At 70.3% G+C, this 17,870-nt stretch carries 16 protein-coding genes and 1 pseudogene; 6 read left to right on the forward strand and 11 right to left on the reverse strand.

Going from position 1 to position 17,870, the window contains the following annotated elements; genetic code table 11:
• Positions 1-563 precede the first annotated feature (563 nt).
• Positions 564-1,913 (forward strand): MFS transporter, encoded by a 1,350-nt coding sequence (locus E1181_RS15665; RefSeq protein WP_132675462.1) that lies wholly within the window; start codon positions 564-566, stop codon positions 1,911-1,913.
• A gap of 12 nt (positions 1,914-1,925) precedes the next feature.
• On the opposite strand, the gene E1181_RS15670 is transcribed toward E1181_RS15665, so the two are convergent.
• Both E1181_RS15670 and E1181_RS15675 read right to left on the reverse strand, forming a co-directional pair.
• A complete protein-coding gene (locus E1181_RS15670) occupies positions 1,926-2,573 on the reverse strand; it encodes a 3-oxoacid CoA-transferase subunit B (RefSeq protein WP_132675464.1) in 648 nt (215 codons plus the stop codon).
• A gap of 9 nt (positions 2,574-2,582) precedes the next feature.
• The gene (locus E1181_RS15675; RefSeq protein WP_132675466.1) at positions 2,583-3,296 is read right to left on the reverse strand and encodes a CoA transferase subunit A; all 714 of its coding nucleotides are present in this window, start codon (positions 3,294-3,296) and stop codon (positions 2,583-2,585) included.
• Positions 3,297-3,453: 157 nt separating this feature from the next.
• On the opposite strand from E1181_RS15675, the gene E1181_RS15680 reads away from it, so the two are divergent.
• Positions 3,454-4,233 (forward strand): IclR family transcriptional regulator, encoded by a 780-nt coding sequence (locus E1181_RS15680; RefSeq protein ID WP_132675468.1) that lies wholly within the window; start codon positions 3,454-3,456, stop codon positions 4,231-4,233.
• Between the two features lie 6 nt (positions 4,234-4,239).
• Here E1181_RS15680 and E1181_RS15685 read toward each other — a convergent pair whose 3' ends face one another.
• Both E1181_RS15685 and E1181_RS15690 read right to left on the reverse strand, forming a co-directional pair.
• Positions 4,240-5,451 (reverse strand): CaiB/BaiF CoA transferase family protein, encoded by a 1,212-nt coding sequence (locus E1181_RS15685; protein WP_132675470.1) that lies wholly within the window; start codon positions 5,449-5,451, stop codon positions 4,240-4,242.
• Between the two features lie 25 nt (positions 5,452-5,476).
• Positions 5,477-6,643, reverse strand: a complete 1,167-nt coding sequence (locus tag E1181_RS15690) for an acyl-CoA dehydrogenase family protein (RefSeq protein ID WP_132675472.1) — start codon at positions 6,641-6,643, stop codon at positions 5,477-5,479.
• Positions 6,644-6,851: 208 nt separating this feature from the next.
• On the opposite strand from E1181_RS15690, the gene E1181_RS15695 reads away from it, so the two are divergent.
• The 3 genes from E1181_RS15695 to E1181_RS15705 all read left to right on the forward strand — a co-directional run bounded on the left by E1181_RS15695 (position 6,852) and on the right by E1181_RS15705 (position 9,764).
• On the forward strand, positions 6,852-8,198 hold the full coding sequence (locus E1181_RS15695; protein ID WP_132675474.1) for an MFS transporter: 1,347 nt from the start codon (positions 6,852-6,854) through the stop codon (positions 8,196-8,198).
• A gap of 43 nt (positions 8,199-8,241) precedes the next feature.
• Positions 8,242-8,997 carry an IclR family transcriptional regulator gene (locus tag E1181_RS15700; RefSeq protein ID WP_132675476.1) on the forward strand — a complete coding sequence of 252 codons (756 nt, stop codon included), beginning with the start codon at positions 8,242-8,244 and terminating at the stop codon, positions 8,995-8,997.
• Positions 8,998-9,059: 62 nt separating this feature from the next.
• On the forward strand, positions 9,060-9,764 hold the full coding sequence (locus E1181_RS15705; RefSeq protein ID WP_132675478.1) for a DUF1028 domain-containing protein: 705 nt from the start codon (positions 9,060-9,062) through the stop codon (positions 9,762-9,764).
• A 44-nt stretch (positions 9,765-9,808) separates the two neighbouring features.
• Here E1181_RS15705 and E1181_RS15710 read toward each other — a convergent pair whose 3' ends face one another.
• The 7 genes and pseudogenes from E1181_RS15710 to E1181_RS15740 form a co-directional block, all read right to left on the reverse strand.
• Positions 9,809-10,570, reverse strand: coding sequence for an urease accessory protein UreD (locus tag E1181_RS15710; protein WP_132675480.1), 762 nt, complete (start codon positions 10,568-10,570; stop codon positions 9,809-9,811).
• Between the two features lie 7 nt (positions 10,571-10,577).
• On the reverse strand, positions 10,578-11,276 hold the full coding sequence (gene ureG / locus E1181_RS15715; protein ID WP_132675482.1) for an urease accessory protein UreG: 699 nt from the start codon (positions 11,274-11,276) through the stop codon (positions 10,578-10,580).
• The gene (locus tag E1181_RS15720; protein WP_132675484.1) at positions 11,269-11,937 is read right to left on the reverse strand and encodes an urease accessory protein UreF; all 669 of its coding nucleotides are present in this window, start codon (positions 11,935-11,937) and stop codon (positions 11,269-11,271) included. The genes ureG and E1181_RS15720 overlap by 8 nt, the downstream gene beginning before the upstream one ends.
• Before the next feature lie 10 nt (positions 11,938-11,947).
• Positions 11,948-13,657: an urease subunit alpha gene (locus E1181_RS15725; RefSeq protein ID WP_132675486.1), complete on the reverse strand. Its 1,710-nt coding sequence runs from the start codon at positions 13,655-13,657 to the stop codon at positions 11,948-11,950.
• Positions 13,658-13,803: 146 nt separating this feature from the next.
• Positions 13,804-14,085: pseudogene (locus E1181_RS15730) on the reverse strand (urease subunit beta); the annotation flags it as partial.
• Positions 14,082-14,384 (reverse strand): urease subunit gamma, encoded by a 303-nt coding sequence (locus tag E1181_RS15735; protein WP_132675490.1) that lies wholly within the window; start codon positions 14,382-14,384, stop codon positions 14,082-14,084. The pseudogene E1181_RS15730 and the gene E1181_RS15735, both read right to left, overlap by 4 nt.
• 377 nt (positions 14,385-14,761) lie before the next feature.
• A complete protein-coding gene (locus E1181_RS15740) occupies positions 14,762-16,273 on the reverse strand; it encodes a PucR family transcriptional regulator (RefSeq protein WP_165944636.1) in 1,512 nt (503 codons plus the stop codon).
• 111 nt (positions 16,274-16,384) lie between these two features.
• Between E1181_RS15740 and E1181_RS15745 the strand changes: the two genes are divergently transcribed.
• Positions 16,385-17,851, forward strand: a complete 1,467-nt coding sequence (locus tag E1181_RS15745; protein ID WP_207922164.1) for a purine-cytosine permease family protein — start codon at positions 16,385-16,387, stop codon at positions 17,849-17,851.
• Positions 17,852-17,870 lie beyond the last annotated feature (19 nt).

Raw genomic sequence — 17,870 nt, forward strand, 5'->3', positions numbered from 1 at the left:
CTCCCCCGCACCCGCGCCCGCACCCGCACCCGCACCCGCACCCGCACCCGGCGACATGAGCTCACGGATTTCCACTGAGATCAGGCACCCGATTTCCACTGAAACCGGGTCCCCGACTCCCACTGAGATCGGGTCCCCGGGCCCCACTGAGATCGGGTTCCGGATTTCCACTGAAATCGGGGGTCGGATTTCCACTGAAATCCGGAAGACCGGCCCCGGCCTGGTGACTGCAGGGACACGGACGCGGGTGGTCTCGGTTGGGTGGGTTTTTGTGGGTGGTGCGGTCCGCTGGGGCGGGGGTGCTGCCTGGATGGGTGTTCGGTCGGCGAGGAAGCGTTGGGGGCGCCGGGCCTCCTACGGGTCAGCGGCCTTGGTGAGCCGGGAAGTGGCTGAGATCCGGGGTTGATGAAGTTCTCGTTTCGGCGCTGTCAGCAGGGCGTTTCGGGGCGCGCGCGAGCGCATCGCATAGATCTTTCCGATGCGTTGCTCCGATTATTTCTTCTTGTTCGATGTTGCGGGCGGCTTCTAGCGTCCACATGAGATCCGGTCCGAGGAGGCCACCGATGACCGCACCTGAATCCGCTCCCGCCAGAGAGCTCATCGAGACGACAGCCGATCCCGCGACGTTGCGCCGCAGCGTCGCGGCGGGTGCGGTCGGCGTCTTCGTGCACTGGTTCGACTGGGCCGCCTACGCCTACCTCGCGAGCACCATCGCCTCGGTGTTCTTCCCCGCGGGTGACGCCACCGCCGGTCTCCTCGCCGTGTTCGGGGTCTTCGCGGTGTCGTTCGGCATCCGCCCCGTCGGGGCGCTGGTGTTCGGGCCGCTCGGCGACCGGATCGGCCGCAAGCGCACGCTGTCGCTCGTCATCTTCCTGATGTCCGGGGCCACGCTCGTCATCGGCCTGCTGCCGGGATATTCGACGATCGGGATCGCGGCACCGCTGCTGCTGGTGCTGCTGCGGTTGCTGCAGGGCTTCGCGGCGGGCGGCGAGTTCGGCAGCGCGGCGAGCTTCCTCGCCGAGCACGCACCCCGCCGTCGGCGCGGTTTCGGCGTCAGCTGGCTGGAAGTCGGTTCGCTGCTCGGGTTCCTGGCCGGCTCGTTCGTGTTCTTCCTGCTGTCGGTGGGGCTCTCGGAGGAGCAGCTGACCTCGTGGGGCTGGCGCATCCCGTTCCTCATCGCCGCGCCGCTGGGCGTCGTCGGCTTCATCATCCGCAACAAGATCGAGGACACCCCCGAGTACCGCGCCCTCGAAGAGGCCGACACCGTGCCCAGCAGGCCCGTGCGGGAGCTCCTGCGCAACAACGCCAAGCAGCTGCTGCAGGTCGCCGGTCTGATGACGATGATGCACGTGCCGTTCTACGCGATCCTCACCTACCTGGTGACCTACGAGACCGACCACCTCGGCCACGCCTCCGGCGACGCCGCCCTGCTGTCCACCGCGATCTCGCTGATCGGGCTGGTCCTCGTGCCGGTCTTCGGTCGGCTGTCCGACCGGATCGGCCGGCGGCCGGTCCTGATCGGTGCGGGAGTGGCGCTGTTCGTCCTGTCCACCCCCGCCTACCTGGCGATGCGCACGGGCCTCGTGGGGACGTGGATCGGCGGACTCGCGCTCGGCGTCGTGCTCTCGGCCATCCTGGGCACCTACGCGGTGTGGTCCGCCGAGATCTTCCCGACCCGGGTCCGCCAGGGCGGGCTGTCCATCGCCTACAACATCACCGCCGCGCTGTTCGCCGGCACCGTGCCCTACCTGATGACCGTCCTGATCGCCGCCACCGGCAGCACCCTGGTCCCGGGCCCGTACCTCATGGTCGCCGCCGCGGTCGGGCTCATCGCCGCCTTCACCCTGCCCGAGACCGCGGGCAACCCGCTGCTGCGCCCGGAGGACCTCAGCAGCGAGCGCTCCGAAACCTGAACCGGCAGCCGGTCAGGCGCCCGCGGCAACCGGTTGGTGGACGGGGGCTCCCGTCTTGGCCTGCACCTCGTCCGGGGTGACTCCCGGCGCCACCGACACCAGGTGCAGGCCGTCCGGGGTCACGTCGAGCACGGCCAGGTCGGTGACGATCCGGTTGACCACACCGGCCCCGGTGAGCGGCAGGGTGCAGCGCTCGACGAGCTTCGGGGAGCCGTCTTTGGCCACGTGGTCGGTGAGCACGACGATGCGTCGAGCACCCACGACCAGGTCCATCGCGCCGCCCATGCCCTTGACAAGGGAACCCGGGATCGTCCAGTTCGCCAGGTCACCGGTGCTGCTGACCTGCAGCGCGCCCAGCACCGCGATGTCGATGTGCCCGCCGCGCATCATGCCGAACGAGGCGGCCGAGTCGAAGTAGCTGGCGCCCGGGTTGACCGTGACGGTCTGCTTGCCCGCGTTGATGAGGTCGGCGTCCTCCTCGCCCTCCCACGGGAACGGGCCCACGCCGAGGATCCCGTTCTCGCTCTGCAGGGTCACCTCCACGCCGTCCGGGACGTGGTTGGCGACCAGGGTCGGGATGCCGATCCCGAGGTTGACGTAGTCGCCGTCGCGCAGCTCGGCGGCGGCGATGGCGGCTATCTCGTCACGAGTCCAGCTCATGTGCTGCTCCTAGTTCGTCGAGGCGGTGGCTCGGGGGCGCACGGTGCGCTTCTCGATGTCCTTGACCCGGGGCTTGGCCCGCACCAGGCGGTTCACGTGGATCCCGGGCGTGACGATCCGCTCGGGGTCCAGGTGCTCCTCGGCGAGGTGCTCGACCTCGACCACCGCCACCCGCCCGCACGTCGCGACGACGGGGTTGAAGTTGCGCGCGCTGGCGCGGTAGACGAGGTTGCCCGCCGGGTCGGCGGTGTGGGCGTGCACCAGCGCGACGTCGGCGACGATCGCCCGCTCCTGGACGTGGGTCACCCCGTCGAACTCCGCCAGCGGCTTGCCGTCGGCGACCGGAGTGCCCACGCCCGCGCGGGTGTAGAACGCGGCGATGCCCGCGCCACCGGCGCGCAGCCGCTCCGACAGCGTCCCCTGCGGCGCGAACTCCACCTCCAGCGTCCCGTCCAGGTACTGCTGGGCGAACCGCTTGTTCTCCCCCACGTACGACGCGATCACCCTGGACACCTGCTCGTTCTCCAGCAGCAGTCCGAGGCCCTTGCCGTCCACGCCCATGTTGTTCGACACCACCGTCAGATCGCTGACGCCGCTGTCGCGCACGACCTCGATCAGGTCGTTCGGAACACCGCACAGGCCGAACCCGCCGACGGCGAGCGTCATGCCGTCGGTGAGCACACCGCGCAGCGCCTCCTCCGCGTCGGTACGCAGCTTCGACACCTCATCACCTCTCCCACGTCCACTTAACGGACGTCGGGAAGTAAAGGACGCGCGAGGCCAGTACCGCAATGTTTGGGGATTGTTCGGGTGCGATCCGCTCGCTCGATGACCGACTGGGCCGAACCGCGTTCACTCAGCGGACGCTACGATGGCGGGCATGAGCGATGGTCCGAACGCCCACCTGGTCGGCAAGATCGGCGCCGTGCTCCGCGCGCTGTCCACGACGAACGCGGCGGGCACGACGACGACCGAGCTCGCACGCGAGACCGGGCTCCCCCGGCCGACCGCGCACCGCCTGCTCAGCTCGCTGGCGGAAGAGGGGTTCGTCGACCGCGACCTGCACACCGGCAACTGGTTCCTCGGGCCCGAGCTCTACCTGCTCGGGCAGACCGCGGGGAGCCGGTACGACGTCACCCACCACGCGCGCGACAGCGTGCACCGGCTGGCCGCCAAGACCGGTGAGAGCGCGTTCTTCTCGGCGCTGCGCGGTCAGGAGACGGTGTGCCTGCTGCGCGAGGACGGGGATTTCCCGATCCGCTCGTTCGTGCTCTACGAAGGCGCGCGGTTCCCGCTCGGAGTCGTCTCGGCGGGCCTGGTCCTGCTCGCCTTCCAGAACGACGCCGACATCAACTCCTACCTCGACGACACCGACCTGACCGCTCGCTGGGGCCAGGACCACTCCCGCGAGGCGATCCGCACCCGCGTCGACCGGACCCGCCGCCTCGGCTACGCCGTGAACCCCGGGTTGGTCGTCGAGGGCAGCTGGGGCATGGCCGCCGCCGTGTTCGACCACACCGGCAAACCCGCCTGGGCCCTGACCCTCACCGGCATCGAATCGCGGTTCACACCGGCGCGCCAACCGGAGCTCGGCGCACTCCTGCTCCACGAAGCCCACGTCCTCACCCGGCACCTGACCGGCACCCGGCGAGACCGGTGAGCGCTCCTACGTCCCGTCACCGCCCGCACCGAGAGCGATGTCGGCTTCGATGAGCGCGGTGATCTGCTCCTCGCTGCACCCGAGCGAGGCGAGGATGCGCCGGGTGTCGGCGCCCTGCTCGCGCGGTGTCGACCGGACGTTGCCGGGAGTTCTGCCGAGCTTGATGGGAAGCCCGATGCCGCGGTAGTCGTCGCGCTCGACGACCATCTCCCGATGCCTGACCTGCGGATCGGTCAGCGCCTCGCCGACGTGGTGCACCGGGGTGGCGGGAACGCCCCGGTTTACCAGCGCCTCGCTGAGCTCGTGGCGCTTCCTGGTGCTGATCGGCTCGGCCAGCAGCTCGCGCAGCGCGGCGATGTTGCGCACCCGGTCGGCGTTGGTCGTGAACCTGGGGTCCTCGGCGAGCGCCGGTGTTCCCAGCACGTCCACCAGGGTCTGGAACTGGCGGTCGTTCCCGCCGCTGATGAAGATCAGCCCGTCCGCTGCCTCGAAGGTGTCGTAGGGGGCGATCGACGGGTGCGCCGATCCGGTGCGCTGCGGGGTCTGACCCGAGGCCAGCCAAGCCGAGGAGTGCGGGTGCAACAGGGACACCGCGGTGTCCAGGAGGGCGCAGTCCACCAGCTGGCCGCGTCCGGTGGTGTTCCGGTCGTGCAGCGCCAGCAGGATGCCGGAGAAGGCGTAGATGCCGGTCACCATGTCGACGATCGGCACGCCGACCCGCAGCGGTGGACCGGTCCGCTCGCCGTTGATGCTCATCAACCCGCCGTAGGCCTGCAGGATCGCGTCGTAGCCGGGAGCGGACCCCATCGGACCGTCGGTGCCGAAACCGGTGATGCGGCAGTGCACCAGCCGCGGGAAGCGCGTGCCGATCACCTCGTCGGAGAAGCCCCACTTGGCCAGCGTCCCCGCCTTGAAGTTCTCCACCACGACATCGGCTCCGGCGAGCAGTTCGCCGAGCAGCCGCTGGCCCTCCGGCTCGGCCAGGTCCAGGCAGATGTTGGCCTTGTTGCGGTTGATCCCGGCGTGGTAGGCGCTCATCGACTCGGTGACGAACGGCGGCCCCCAGGTGCGGGTGTCGTCGCCGGCCGGTGGTTCGACCTTGATCACCTCGGCTCCGTGGTCGGCGAGCATCTGCGCGCACAGCGGCCCGGCGAGGATCCGGGACAGGTCGACGACGCGCAGGCCGCGCAAGCTGCCGGTGGGTTCAGGTGTGGTCATCGGTGATCCTGTTCGTTCTGCGCGCTCAGTAGGACTTGGGCAGGCCGAGGACGTGGTGGGACACGTAGTTCAGGACCATCTCCTGGCTGACCGGGGCGAGCCGGAGGATCCGCGACTCCCGGAAGTAGCGCTCCACGTGGTACTCCCGGGCGTAACCCATGCCGCCGTGGGTCTGGATCGCCTGGTCGGCGGCGTGGAAACCGGCGTCGGCGCACAACCACTTCGCCATGTTCGCCTCCTTCCCGCACGACAACCCCCGGTCGTAGCGCCAGGCGGCGTTGCGCGCCATGAGCTCGGCGGCGTCGAGCCGGGTCGCGGCCTCGGCGAGCGGGAACGCGACCCCCTGGTTCTGGCCGATCGGCCGGTCGAAGACGACGCGCTCCTTGGCGTAGCGCACGGCCTTGTCCAGCGCCGCGCGGCCGATGCCGAGCGCCTCGTGCGCCAGCAGGATCCGCTCCGGGTTGAGACCGTCCAGGAGGTACCGGAAACCGTCGCCCTCGGCTCCGATCCGCGCGCTCTCCGGCACGAACAGGTCGTCGATGACCACCTCGTAGGAGGAGACCGCGTTGCGTCCGAGCTTGGGGATCGGGCTCAGGTGCACGCGCTCGGGGTCGATGTCGATGAGGAACAACGACATGCCGTCGGTCGACCGGGACACCTCCTCGCGCCGCGTGGTCCGGGCGATGAGCACCATCTTCTGCGAGTCGCCCGCCTTGGTGATCCACACCTTGCGGCCGTTGATCCGATAGCCGCCGTCGACGCGCTCGGCGAAGGTCGAGATGCGGGTGGTGTCGGTGCCCGCGTCGGGTTCGGTGACCCCGAAGCAGACGTGCAGCGAGCCGTCCGCGGCCGCGGGCAGGACCTCCTCGCGCAGCTGCTCGCTGCCGTGCTTGACGATCGTGTTCAGCCCGAAGATGGTCAGGTGCATGGTGCTGCACCCGTTCATCCCGGCACCGGAGGCGGCCACCTCCTCCAGCAGCAGCGCGGCTTCGAGGACTCCGAGCCCGCCTCCGCCGTACTGCTCGGGGATGGCGATGCCGAGCCAGCCGCCCTCGGCGAAGGCGTTGTAGAACTCCCACGGGAACCGGGTGTCCGCGTCGCAGTCGGCCCAGTAATCATCGGAGAAGCTGCGGGCCAGTTCCCGCGCCCCCGCCCTGAGATTCGCCTGGTCCTCGGACAGTTCGAAGTGCATGCCCCGGCCTTTCGTGTTCGTATTTGCGAACAACACGACTGATATGAGAATAGATTCTTCCGCAGCGGCGCGGCTGTCAACCGCTTGACAGTGACTCGCTTCACTTCTTATGTTCCCGATTGCGACGCCCCGTTGGTATTTCCGAACGCCCCACGCGCGGCTTCTCACGCGATCTCCGCGATCACCACCGTCGAAGAGGATTCGAGCAATGACGCTGAACAACGCCGCATCGGCACCGCCAGATCCGTCCTCCCGCAAGGCCGTCGGGCCCGCGGTGGTGATCGGCTCAGCACTGGAGTGGTTCGACTTCTACCTCTACGCCTCGATGGCCGCGCTGGTCTTCGGCAAGCTGTTCTTCCCCGCGAGCAACCCGACCACGGCGACCTTGGCCTCGATGGCCACCTTCGCGGTCGGCTTCCTCGCCCGACCCTTCGGCGGCATCGTCTTCGGCCTGATCGGCGACAAGTTCGGCCGGAAGACCGTGCTGTCAGCCACCTTCCTGCTGATGGGCATCTCCTCCGGACTCATCGGCCTGCTGCCGACCTACTCCTCGGTGGGCCTCATCGCGCCGATCCTGCTGGTGGTGCTGCGCCTGCTCCAGGGGCTGGGCGCCGGGGCCGAGCTGGGCAGCGCAACCGCGGTGGCCTACGAGCACGCCGACGCGAAAACCCGCGGGCGGCAGAGCTCCTTGCCCGCCTTGGGCGTCAACATCGGACTGTTCGCGTCCTCGCTCACCGTCACCGTGCTGACCAGCTTCAGCGAGGAGTTCCTCCACGACTGGGGATGGCGGATCCCGTTCGTGGCCACCTTCGCCTTGGCAGGACTCGGTTTCTGGGTGCGACGCCAGATGCCCGAGACCCCGGAGTTCGAGAAGGCGGCCCGCACGGCGCAGGCCGGCGCGAAGGCCACGCCGCTGCGCTCGCTGCTGCGGTCCCACTGGCGCGGTCTCGCCGTGGTCATGGCGGTCACCATGGGCTACAACGGGGTCAGCTACATCTTCAAGACCTTCTCGCTGTCCTACCTCACCACGTTCCGCGACGTGCCCGCCAACGTCGGCGCTTTCGGCATCACGCTGGCCAGCGCCTGCGCCATCATCACGGTGCCGATCGCCGGCCGGATCTGCGACTTCGTCGGCGCCAAGGCGGTCATCCTGGTGGGCGCGCTGGCCACCGCGGCGCTGGCCTTCCCGTTCTTCTGGTTGCTGGACTCCGGGCAGCACGTGGCGATCTGGATCGCGCTCATCCTCGCCACCGGCATCGTGGTGCCCGCGATGCTCAGCGCCCAGGGCGCGTTCCTCTCGCAGCAGTTCCCGACGCGGACCCGGGTGTCCGGCCTGGGAACCGGCCGGGAGGTCGGCGGCGCCTTCTCCGGAGGGCTCGCGCCGGTGGCCGCGCTCGCCCTGGTCACGGCCACGCCCGGGCACGCCACCTGGGCGGTGTCGCTGATGTTCGTCGGTGGAGCCGCGCTCATCGCCGTCGGCGCGCTGTTCGACCAGATCAAGGCCGTCGAGGCCGACGAGGCGCAGCTCGCCGAAGCAGTGGGCGACAAGGCCTGAAGCACCGGCGGTAAGTTCGACACCGCCGGGGTCGGTCGACACGATGGGGAACGCAGTGCCACTTGCCGAATCGGGAGCAGCCAAGGCGCACCGGACCGTTTCGCGGATCACCACCATCCTCGAACTCGCCGCGTCGCGCCGGTCCGGGGTGCGACTGTCCGAGCTCGCCACCGAGCTGGACGCACCCCGGTCCTCGCTGCACGGCCTGGTCAAGGGCCTGGTCACCGACGGTTACCTGCGCGAGCAGGGCGGCGCCTACACCATCGGGCCGGCGATCAGCGCTCTGCTCGCCGCGGCACCGCCCACGGTCGCCGAGGCCGCCCGCGGAGCCATGGAGGAGTTGCACCGCCAGTTCAACGAGACCGTCATGCTGGCCTCCCCGGTCGGGAGCTCCCTCGTCTACACCGACGCCATCGAGTCCACGCAGCCCATCCGCTACTCCGCTCCGCTGCGCGTCCGGCGCCCGCTGCACCCGACGAGCTCGGGCAAGTGCCTGCTGGCCTTCGGCACGGAGCGGTTCCGGGAGAACTACCTGACCGGCCACCTCGCCGACGTGCCCCGCGTCGACCAGGTCCGCCACGAGCTCGACGAGGTCGCGAAGGCCGGGGTCGCGATCAACCGCGGTGAAACGCTCCCCGACATCACCGGGGTCGGAGCACCGGTCTTCGACAAGGGCCGCGTCGTGGCGGCCATCGCCCTGGCAGGCCCGACCTCCCGGCTCGGCGACGTCGTCACCGACATCGCCGAAGCCACCAAGGCCGCCGGCCACGAAGTCTCCGAACGCCTCGCCGGCCGCTGAGCGGACCACCACCGCAGGCCGTGCGGCCCGTCGACCACGCCGAACCACCCAGGGAGCGCGCCGTGCACGTGGGTACCTTCTCGATCGCCGCCTACGACGTCGCCTCCGGGCGGGCGGGAGTCGCGGTCAGCACGCGCATGCCCGCCATCGGCGCGTTGGCGGTGTTCACCGACGCGACCTCGGGCAGCGTGGCCACCCAGGCGCTGATCAACCCGCTGCTCGGCGTCGACGGCCTGGAGCTGCTCGAGGAGCACTCCGCGGAGGAGACGTTGCGCAGGCTCCTGGACGCCGACCCCGGAGCGGATTCCCGCCAGGTGTCCATCGTGGACAAGCACGGCGGCTCGGCGGCTCACACCGGGGTGGAGACGCATCCGTGGAGCGGCCACCGGACGGGACCTGGATTCGCGGTCGCGGGGAACATGCTCGTCGACGGCCGGACGATCGACGCCATGGTCGAGTCGTTCGAGGCCACCACCGACGAGCCCCTGCACGAACGGCTGCTGCTGTCCCTGGAAGCCGGCCAGCGGGCCGGTGGGGACAGGCGCGGCAAGCAGAGCGCCGCGCTGCGGGTGAGCAGCGGCGAGCCGTACCCGTACCTGGACCTGCGCGTGGACGACCACCCCGAACCGGTGGCCGAGCTGCGCAGGGTCCACGAGGTCGCGAAGCGAGAGCTGCTGCCGTTCGTCGAAGCGCTCCCGACGAGGGACAACCCGCACGGCAGGTTCCACGAGCTCCTCGGTCTCCCGGACGAGGGCACCGCGCCCTGAACGGGCCTCACGTCACGCTGAAAGCACCGGCCCGATCCGGGTTTTCACGCGGCTCGCCCCTCGTCGTCCTCCCCGCCGGGTTCAGGAGCGGTGCCGGAGGCGACGAAGCGCCGCCAGCGGTCCCACGTGCCCCGCAGGGCCTCGTCGGCGCTGTGCGCCTGCCGCGCGAGCGAGCGGGCGATGGACCCGGGACCCGCGAGCGGCGTCTCCGGCGGGGAGACCCGCCCGTCCGGACGCGCGCCGAGCAGTGCGGCGGTCGCGAGCACCCGGCAGTCGCCGAGGATTCCCGGTGCCTTCCTCAGCTCGGGCGAGCGCAGGTCGAGATCCTCGACCAGGAGGTCGCGCCCGGCCAGGGCGCACCGCAGCGTCGAGCGCAGCCCGCCTCCCTCTTCGCCGCTGCGCCCGAGCACCAGGGTTTCCGACAGCAGGGCCAGCGCGCCGTCGTCCAGGGCGATGCCGGTGCGCCGGTCCACGTCGGCGCCGCCCGCGACCACGAACGGAGCCGCGGCCCAGACGAGCGAGCCTCCGGTTCCGACGTGCACGTCGGCGGCCCAGCTCTGGTGACCGCCCCGCGCGTCGTAGGCGACCACGCCCGACGGCTCGACGAGTTCGAGGTGCACGCCGCTGCCGACCGCGACCTCCACTCGCAGGTCGTCTCCGGCGAGCAGGGTGGCGCACACGCCGACGAGCGCGATGCGCACGCGCGGTCCGTCGATCCCGAGCAGGCGGGGGCGCAGGAATTCCCCCGCCTGCAGGACCGTGGCCCGCGCGACGCCGTCGACGAGTTCGATCGACACCGTTGCCATCGCGCGGTCACCCGTGGTGGACGTGCGGGGCCATCGGCCCCGGGTCCACTGCGGTGTGCTCGCCCCGGCGGTGCTCGGCCACGAGGTGGTGCACCCACTTGCACAGGTCGCCGACGGCCGTCGGGTCCGTGCGGGACAGCGCGAGCGTGGGCAGGCCGGAGCGCACCGATGAGGCGTCGGTGATCATCCGGGCGACGTCGACGTCCACGTGCTCGGCGAGGTCGGTCTTGTTGATCACGAGCAGGTCGGCGCGTTCGATGCCGGGGCCTCCCTTGCGCGCGACGTCGCCGCCACCGGCCACGTCGATGCAGAAGATCTGGGCGTCGACCAGCGCGGGGCTGAAGGTCGCCGTGAGGTTGTCGCCGCCGCTCTCGACGAGCACGACGTCCAGCGGTCTGAAGGCGCGCTCCAGGTCTTCCACGGCGATGAGGTTGGCGGTGACGTCGTCCCGGATCGCCGTGTGCGGGCAGGCGCCGGTCTCCACGGCGCGAATCCGCTCGACGGGGAGAACGCCTGCGGCGCGCAGCATCCGGGCGTCCTCGTCGGTGTAGATGTCGTTGGTGACCACCGCGAGCTCCAGCTCGTCGGCGAGCTGCCGACACAGCGTGGCGATCAGGGTGCTTTTGCCGGTGCCGACCGGCCCGGCGATCCCCAGCCGCAGCGGCCGGGACGCAGCGCTGCCGTCGCGGTGTTCGTGTTCAGGCAACGAAAATCCTCCTCGTGCTGTTCTCGTGCTGCAGAGCCCAGTGCTCTGCCAGCGGTGCGGTCACGGCGGGCATCTCGGCCGGGCAGGTGACCGCGACGGCGATCTCCGCGGATTCGCGGACGACCTCCGCCGACTCCCAGATCCACCGCGCGGTGTCGACGGGGTCGACGGGCAGCAGCTTCAGCGCCGCCGCCGCGACCGTCTGGGCGTCCTCGTAGAGGCACGCCCGCGCGACGCGCGACTCGTCCAGCCCCATCACGGCCGCGACGACGCCGAGGGCCACGGGGCGCTGCGGCCCCGGGCCGAGCGCGTCGAGGGCGGCCACGGCCGGGTGGTACGGCCACAACCGCTCGGCGAGCCGGACCAGTCCCCGCCCGAGCAGGGCGGAGGCCGCGCGCACCGGCTCGGTCGGCGTTCGCGCCAGCAGCGCGTCGTGGATCTCGTCGAGCCGGACGTGCTGCTCCCCGGCCGCCCGCAGGGTCAGGACGGCGGCCGAGGCGTCGACCAGCGCGACCGAGCGCAGTCGAGCGCGGAGGTACTCGGCAACCTCCGCGCGGTCGAGACCGGCCGCCAGCGCCGGTTCCAGACCGGCGGAGTGCGCGTGCCCGCCGGTGGGAAGACGGGCATCTGCCAGGAGCATCGCTCCCAGGTCCGGGTCCATCACCCACTCCTCAGAACAACGAGTAGCGCTGGGCGAGCGGGACCGTGTCGACGGGGTTGGGGCGGACCCGCTCGCCGTCGATCTTGATGTTGAAGGTCTCCGGGTCGACCTCGATCCGCGGCAGCGCCGTGTTGTTCGGCAGGTCGTGCTTGGTGACGCTGCGGGTCTCGCGCACCGCGGCGAGCCTGCGCCGCAGGCCGAGCTTCTCGGCCAGCCCGTCGTCGAGCGCCGCCTGCGCCACGAAGCTCACCGACAGGTGCGGCGCGGAACCCGGTCCCTGGGGCAGCGCCGGGCGCATCATGACCGGCTGCGGTGTCGGGATCGTGGCGTTGGGATCTCCGAGAGCGCCCCACACGGCGGCGCCGCCCTTGATCACGGTGAAGGGGCGGATGCCGAAGAAGGCCGGATCCCACAGCACGAGGTCGGCCAGCTTGCCCGGTTCGACCGAACCGACCTCGTGGTCGATGCCGTGCGCGACGGCGGGGCAGATCGTGTACTTGGCGACGTAGCGACGGGCGCGTTCGTTGTCGGCGGGCAGCGACGAGCCCAGCGGTCCGCGCTGGTTCTTCATCACGTGCGCGACCTGCCAGGTGCGGCACACCACCTCGCCGATGCGCCCCATCGCCTGCGCGTCGGACGAGGTGATCGACATCGCGCCGATGTCCTGCAGGATGTCCTCGGCCGCCATCGTCGTCGGGCGGATGCGCGACTCGGCGAACGCGAGGTCCTCGGGCACATGCGGGTTGAGGTGGTGGCAGACCAGGAGCATGTCCAGGTGCTCGGTGGCGGTGTTGACCGTGTGCGGCAGGGTCGGGTTCGTCGAGGCCGGCAGCACGTTGGGCTCACCCGCGACGACGATGATGTCGGGTGCGTGCCCGCCACCGGCGCCTTCGGAGTGGAACGCGTGGATGCCGCGGCCGTCGATCGCGTCGAGGGTGTGCTGCACGTAGCCGGTCTCGTTGAGGCTGTCCGCGTGCAGGGCGACCTGCAGGCCGTACTCGTCGGCCGCGCGCAGCGCCGCGTCGATGGCCGCCGGGGTGGCGCCCCAGTCCTCGTGCACCTTGTACCCGCCCGCACCGGCCAGGGCCTGCTCGGCGAGCCCCTCGGCGCTGACCGTGCTGCCCTTGCCGAAGAGGATGACGTTGAGCGGTAGGTGGTCGAGGGCCCGGTGCATCATGGCCAGCGACCAGGAGCCCGGGGTGACGGTCGTGGCCTTCGACCCCTCGGTCGGTCCGGTGCCGCCGCCCACCACGGTCGTGGTGCCGGTGGCCAGCGCTTCGGCCATCTCGATCTCGGTGAGGAAGTGCACGTGGGTGTCGATCGCGCCCGCCGTCAGGATCTTGCGGTCCCCCGCGATGACGTCGGTGGTCGGACCGATCTTCAGGTCCGGGTGCACGCCGTCCATCACGTCCGGGTTGCCGGACTTGCCCACCGCGACGATGCGCCCGTCGCGGATGCCGACGTCACCGCGGACGACGCCCCAGTGGTCGAGCACGATCACGTTGGTGATGACCAGGTCGAGAGCACCCTCCGCGCGCGTGGTCATGCCCTGCGCGCCGGACTCGCGGATGCTCTTCCCGCCGCCGAACACCGCCTCGTCGCCACCGACGCAGAAGTCCTGCTCGATCTCGATCCACAGGTCGGTGTCGCCGAGCCGGACCTGATCGCCGGTGGTCGGCCCGTACAGCTTCGCGTACTCGCGACGACCGATCTGGCTCACTGCCCCTCCTCGGAGTGCTGCTGATCGCCACCTCGCTCGTCGGAGGCCGAGGCCGTGCCGGGCATCTCGGGTTCGGAACCCGGGGTTCCGTACGGGACGACCTTCCTGGGTTCGCGCGTGTAGGTCGGCAGTTCCCGGTCGCGGATCTGCAGACCGGGCACGTGCCCGGTCCCGCCCAGCGCCACCAGCTCCACGAGCTTGCTCACGCCGGGCTCGAAGCGCACCGACGTCCCGGCGGGGGAATCCAGGCGGTAGCCCTGGGCGGCGTCGCGGTCGAAGGTCAGCGCCGGGTTGGCGTCCGGGAAGTGCAGGTGCGCCCCGATCTGGATGGGACGGTCGCCGTCGTTGACCACCAGCAGCGTTCGCCGCTCGCGACCGGCGTTGAGCTCGATGGGCGTCTCGCGGACGCGGACCTCGCCGGGGATCACGAGATCGGCTCCGTGATCGTGACGAGCTTGCGCCCGTCGGGGAAGGTCGCTTCCACCTGCACGTCGGAGAGCATCTCGGGCACGCCCTCCATGACTTCCTCTCGCGTGAGCACGCGCCTCCCCTCGTTCATGAGCGCGTCGACGGTGAAGCCCTCACGGGCGCGCTCGATCGCCCAGCAGGACAGCAGGGCGACCGCTTCCGGGTGGTTGAGCAGGACGCCGCGTTCCCGTCGATCGCGGGCGATCATTCCGGCGACGCTCAAGAGCAACTTCTCCGCGTCAGACGGAGTGAGATTCATGAAATCACCTCGCATCACTGAAGTTCGCGACCGACTGTAAGGCACGTGCGGATCACCGCACAACGCGCATGCAAATCGTGAAACCGCGCTTCAAAAACAGCGAACCTGCTGTTCATGACGCCAGTAACGCTGGGCCCGAACAACTTCCACGCAAGAAAAGCGCGCAGCGAAGGTTTTCGTCCGCTTAGGATATTTTGGCGACTCTCGCCACACAACGCGTTTTTCGGAAACTTCATCGAGAGCCGAATCCCGAAACCCGCGCGATACATCCGCGCAATACAAAGGACCGAACAAACTTTCCCATTCGGCCTCGCCGGGTTGAAAAGATGCGCGCCTCGAGGACGAGAGGAGCAACTCCTCCTCGGCGCCCGCGCGGCTCAGCCCCGGCCGCGGCCGGTGAGGACGTTGCGGAGCCGGACCGCGACGTGCAGATCGCCGAGCTTCTCGGGATCGGTCACGTCGATCCCCAGCGACGCCGACAGCTTGTCCAACCGCTGGTAGAGGGTCTGCCTGCGCACGTGCAGGCGTTCGGCGGCCTGGGTCTTGTTCGCCCCGCAGTCGAAGAAGACCTCCAGGGTCCGCAGCAGGCGATCCCTCGTCTCGCTCGGCTCGTCGAGCAACGCCCCGAGCTGCTCGCGGATGAACCGCTGCAGGACCTCGTCGGCGTCGAGCTGGTGCACGAGCCGGTGCAGCGACCAGTCGGCGGCGTCGACGACCCGGGTCGTCTCGCCGTCCGCGAGATCCAGCTGGAGGCAGCGACGCGCTTCAGCCACCGCGTGCGGGATGCCGCCGCTTCCGCTCACCAGCGGACCGATCCCGACGGCCGGGTGCTCCGGCCCGAGCACGCCGAGCTGGCGCACGTCGTCGATCAGGTCCCGCCGGGAGCGTTCGGGCCGCCGCGCGTCCAGCGCGACGAGGGCGAGGTACTCCTTTTCGTCGGCGTGACCGACGGCCATCCGGCCGTTCCGCTGCAACTGCTGCTCCAGCGCTTCGCGCACCCCCGGGTCGTCGCCACCGGTGACGACGGCGACGAACGCATCCGTGCCCGTCAGACCGGAGTTGGCGAGCAGGACGTCGAGGTCGTCGTGCGCGGCGGAAGGGTCGCGGAGGTGCTGGAACAGCGCGCGGGTGGCGCGCATCCGCGGAGTGGGCGGTTGCGCGCGCAGCAGCGCCAGGGCGAACGCCTGCGGCGCCCGGCCGAGAGCCGCTTCCAGCACCAGCGGGTCGGCACCGGGCGCGGCCAGCACCTCCAGGTTCGCCGTGCTGATTCCGTGCACGGCGACGGTGGCGCGCCAGGTCACGACCTCGCCCGCGTCACCCGCTTCCCGCCCCGGCGCTCGCGAGAGCACCGCGCCCGAGCGATCCCGCACGACGACAGCGGCGCCGGTGAGCTCCGCGAGCGCGCCGGTGAGCTCCTGCAGGCCCGCCCCGGAGGTCAGCTCCGCCGACAGCGCATCGGAGATCGAGTCGGCCAGGCGCAGCCGCTGCACCGAATCGTTGATGATCAGGCCGTTGATGCCCTCGGTGATCTCCACGAAGGGGACGGGACGGTCGAACCGGATCAGCGGGAACCCGTGCTTGGCGCACTCGTCGATCAGGGCGTCCGGAACTCCGAGACCGGTGCTGGCGGTCTCCACGGCCAGCGCGGTGACACCGCGAGCGGCCAGGTCGCGGACGTAGGTGCGCTGACGCGACGGCGAGACCTCCGAGAGCACCACTCCCCCGGTGAGCAGCAGCTCCCCGCCCCGGAGCAAGGGCGCGATGTCGATGACCTCGCTGGAGTGCACCCACCGCACGCTGCGCGAACCCGCCTCGGCACCGACCAGCAGCACCGGCTCCCCGCGTTGCACGCTGCGGTGGCGCAGCACCTCGTCGAGCGACATCTTCATGACAGATCGTCCAACTGCGATCGACATTTGGTTGACGGAATGTACCTTGTTTCCTTCCTCCTCGGCCAGAAGCATGAGATCTCACCAATGCCAGCGTGGAGGGGAGACCCGATGACGAGTCCGGCAGGTGACGACCCCGCAAGAGGCGACCTGGAGGAATGCCTCCAACCGATCCCCGAGGAGTCCAGGACGCGCCGGGTCTCGGGGCAGTTCTGGATCTGGGCCGGCGCGAACATCGCACCGATCAACTGGGTGCTGGGAGCGCTGGGCATCGAGCTCGGCCTCGGGCTGTCCGACACGTTGCTCGTGCTCATCGCGGGCAACTTCGTCGGGATGGCCCTGTTCGGACTGTTCGTGCTGCTCGGCCAGCGCACCGGCGCGACCGGGATGGTGCTGTCCCGGGCCGCGTTCGGCCGCCGCGGGGCGTACCTGCCCGCGGCGATCCAGGCGCTGCTCGCCGTCGGGTGGTGCGCGGTCAACACCTGGATCATCTTGGACCTGGTCATGGCGCTGCTCAGCGAGCTCGGGGTGGTGGACCCGGCCGCCGAGAACCACGCCGCGAAGCTCGTCGTGGCCGCGGTGATCATGGGCGCGCAGGTGCTCATCTCCTGGTTCGGGTACCGCGCGATCTCCAGCTTCGAACGCTGGACCGTCCCACCGACGATCGCCGTGCTGGTCCTCATGTCGCTGGTCGCGTGGACCGGGCTGGAGATCGACTGGGGCTACGCGGGCCCGCCGGGACAGGTGCTCACCGGCATCGAGCGCCTCAGCGCGATGACCGCGGTCATGACCGCCATCGGAATCGGCTGGGGCATAACCTGGTTCACCTACGCGGCCGACTACTCGCGGTTCGTCAGCACCACCGTACCGCGACGCAGGCTCTACCTCGCCAGCACGCTGGGGCAGTTCCTCCCGGTCGTCTGGCTCGGAGTCCTCGGTGCCTCGCTGGCCACCAAGAACGGCGAGGCCGATCCCGGACGCCTGATCGTCGACAACTACGGCTCGCTGGCCGTGCCCGTGCTCTTCCTGGTGGTGCACGGGCCGATCGCCACGAACATCCTCAACATCTACACCTTCGGCGTCGCCGCGCAGGCCTTGGACGTCAAGGCCTCGCGCCGCACGCTGAGCGTCCTGGTGGGCGTGTTCTCGATGCTGTGCGTGACGCTGTTCGTCTTCCACGGCGACCTCGCGTCCGTGCTGGACTCCTGGCTCGTCTCGCTCGTCGCGTGGGTCGCCTCCTGGGCCGGGATCATGCTCGTCCACTTCTTCGCGCTCGAACGCGACAACAGCCGCACGGACCGGTTGTTCGCGGCGGTCGGCAGCCGGCTCCTGCCGGACGTCAACTGGGCGGCGGTGGTCTCCTTCGGCGCGGGCGTGGTCTCCACCTGGCTGTTCATGCACGGCGTCCTGGAGGTCTTCCAGGGACCGATCGCCGGTGCGATGGGAGGCATCGACCTGTCCTGGCTGGCCGGTGGACTCGTGTCGGCGGGCCTCTACGCCGTGCTGGGGCCGCGCGCGCACCGCCGTCACCTGCCCGAGCAGCTGCCGAAGCGCGAGCCCGATCACGCCCCCTCCTGAGCAGTGCCATTCCGATGTG

The sequence above is a fragment of the Saccharopolyspora terrae genome (assembly GCF_004348435.1).
GTDB classification, from domain to species: Bacteria; Actinomycetota; Actinomycetes; order Mycobacteriales; family Pseudonocardiaceae; genus Saccharopolyspora; species Saccharopolyspora endophytica.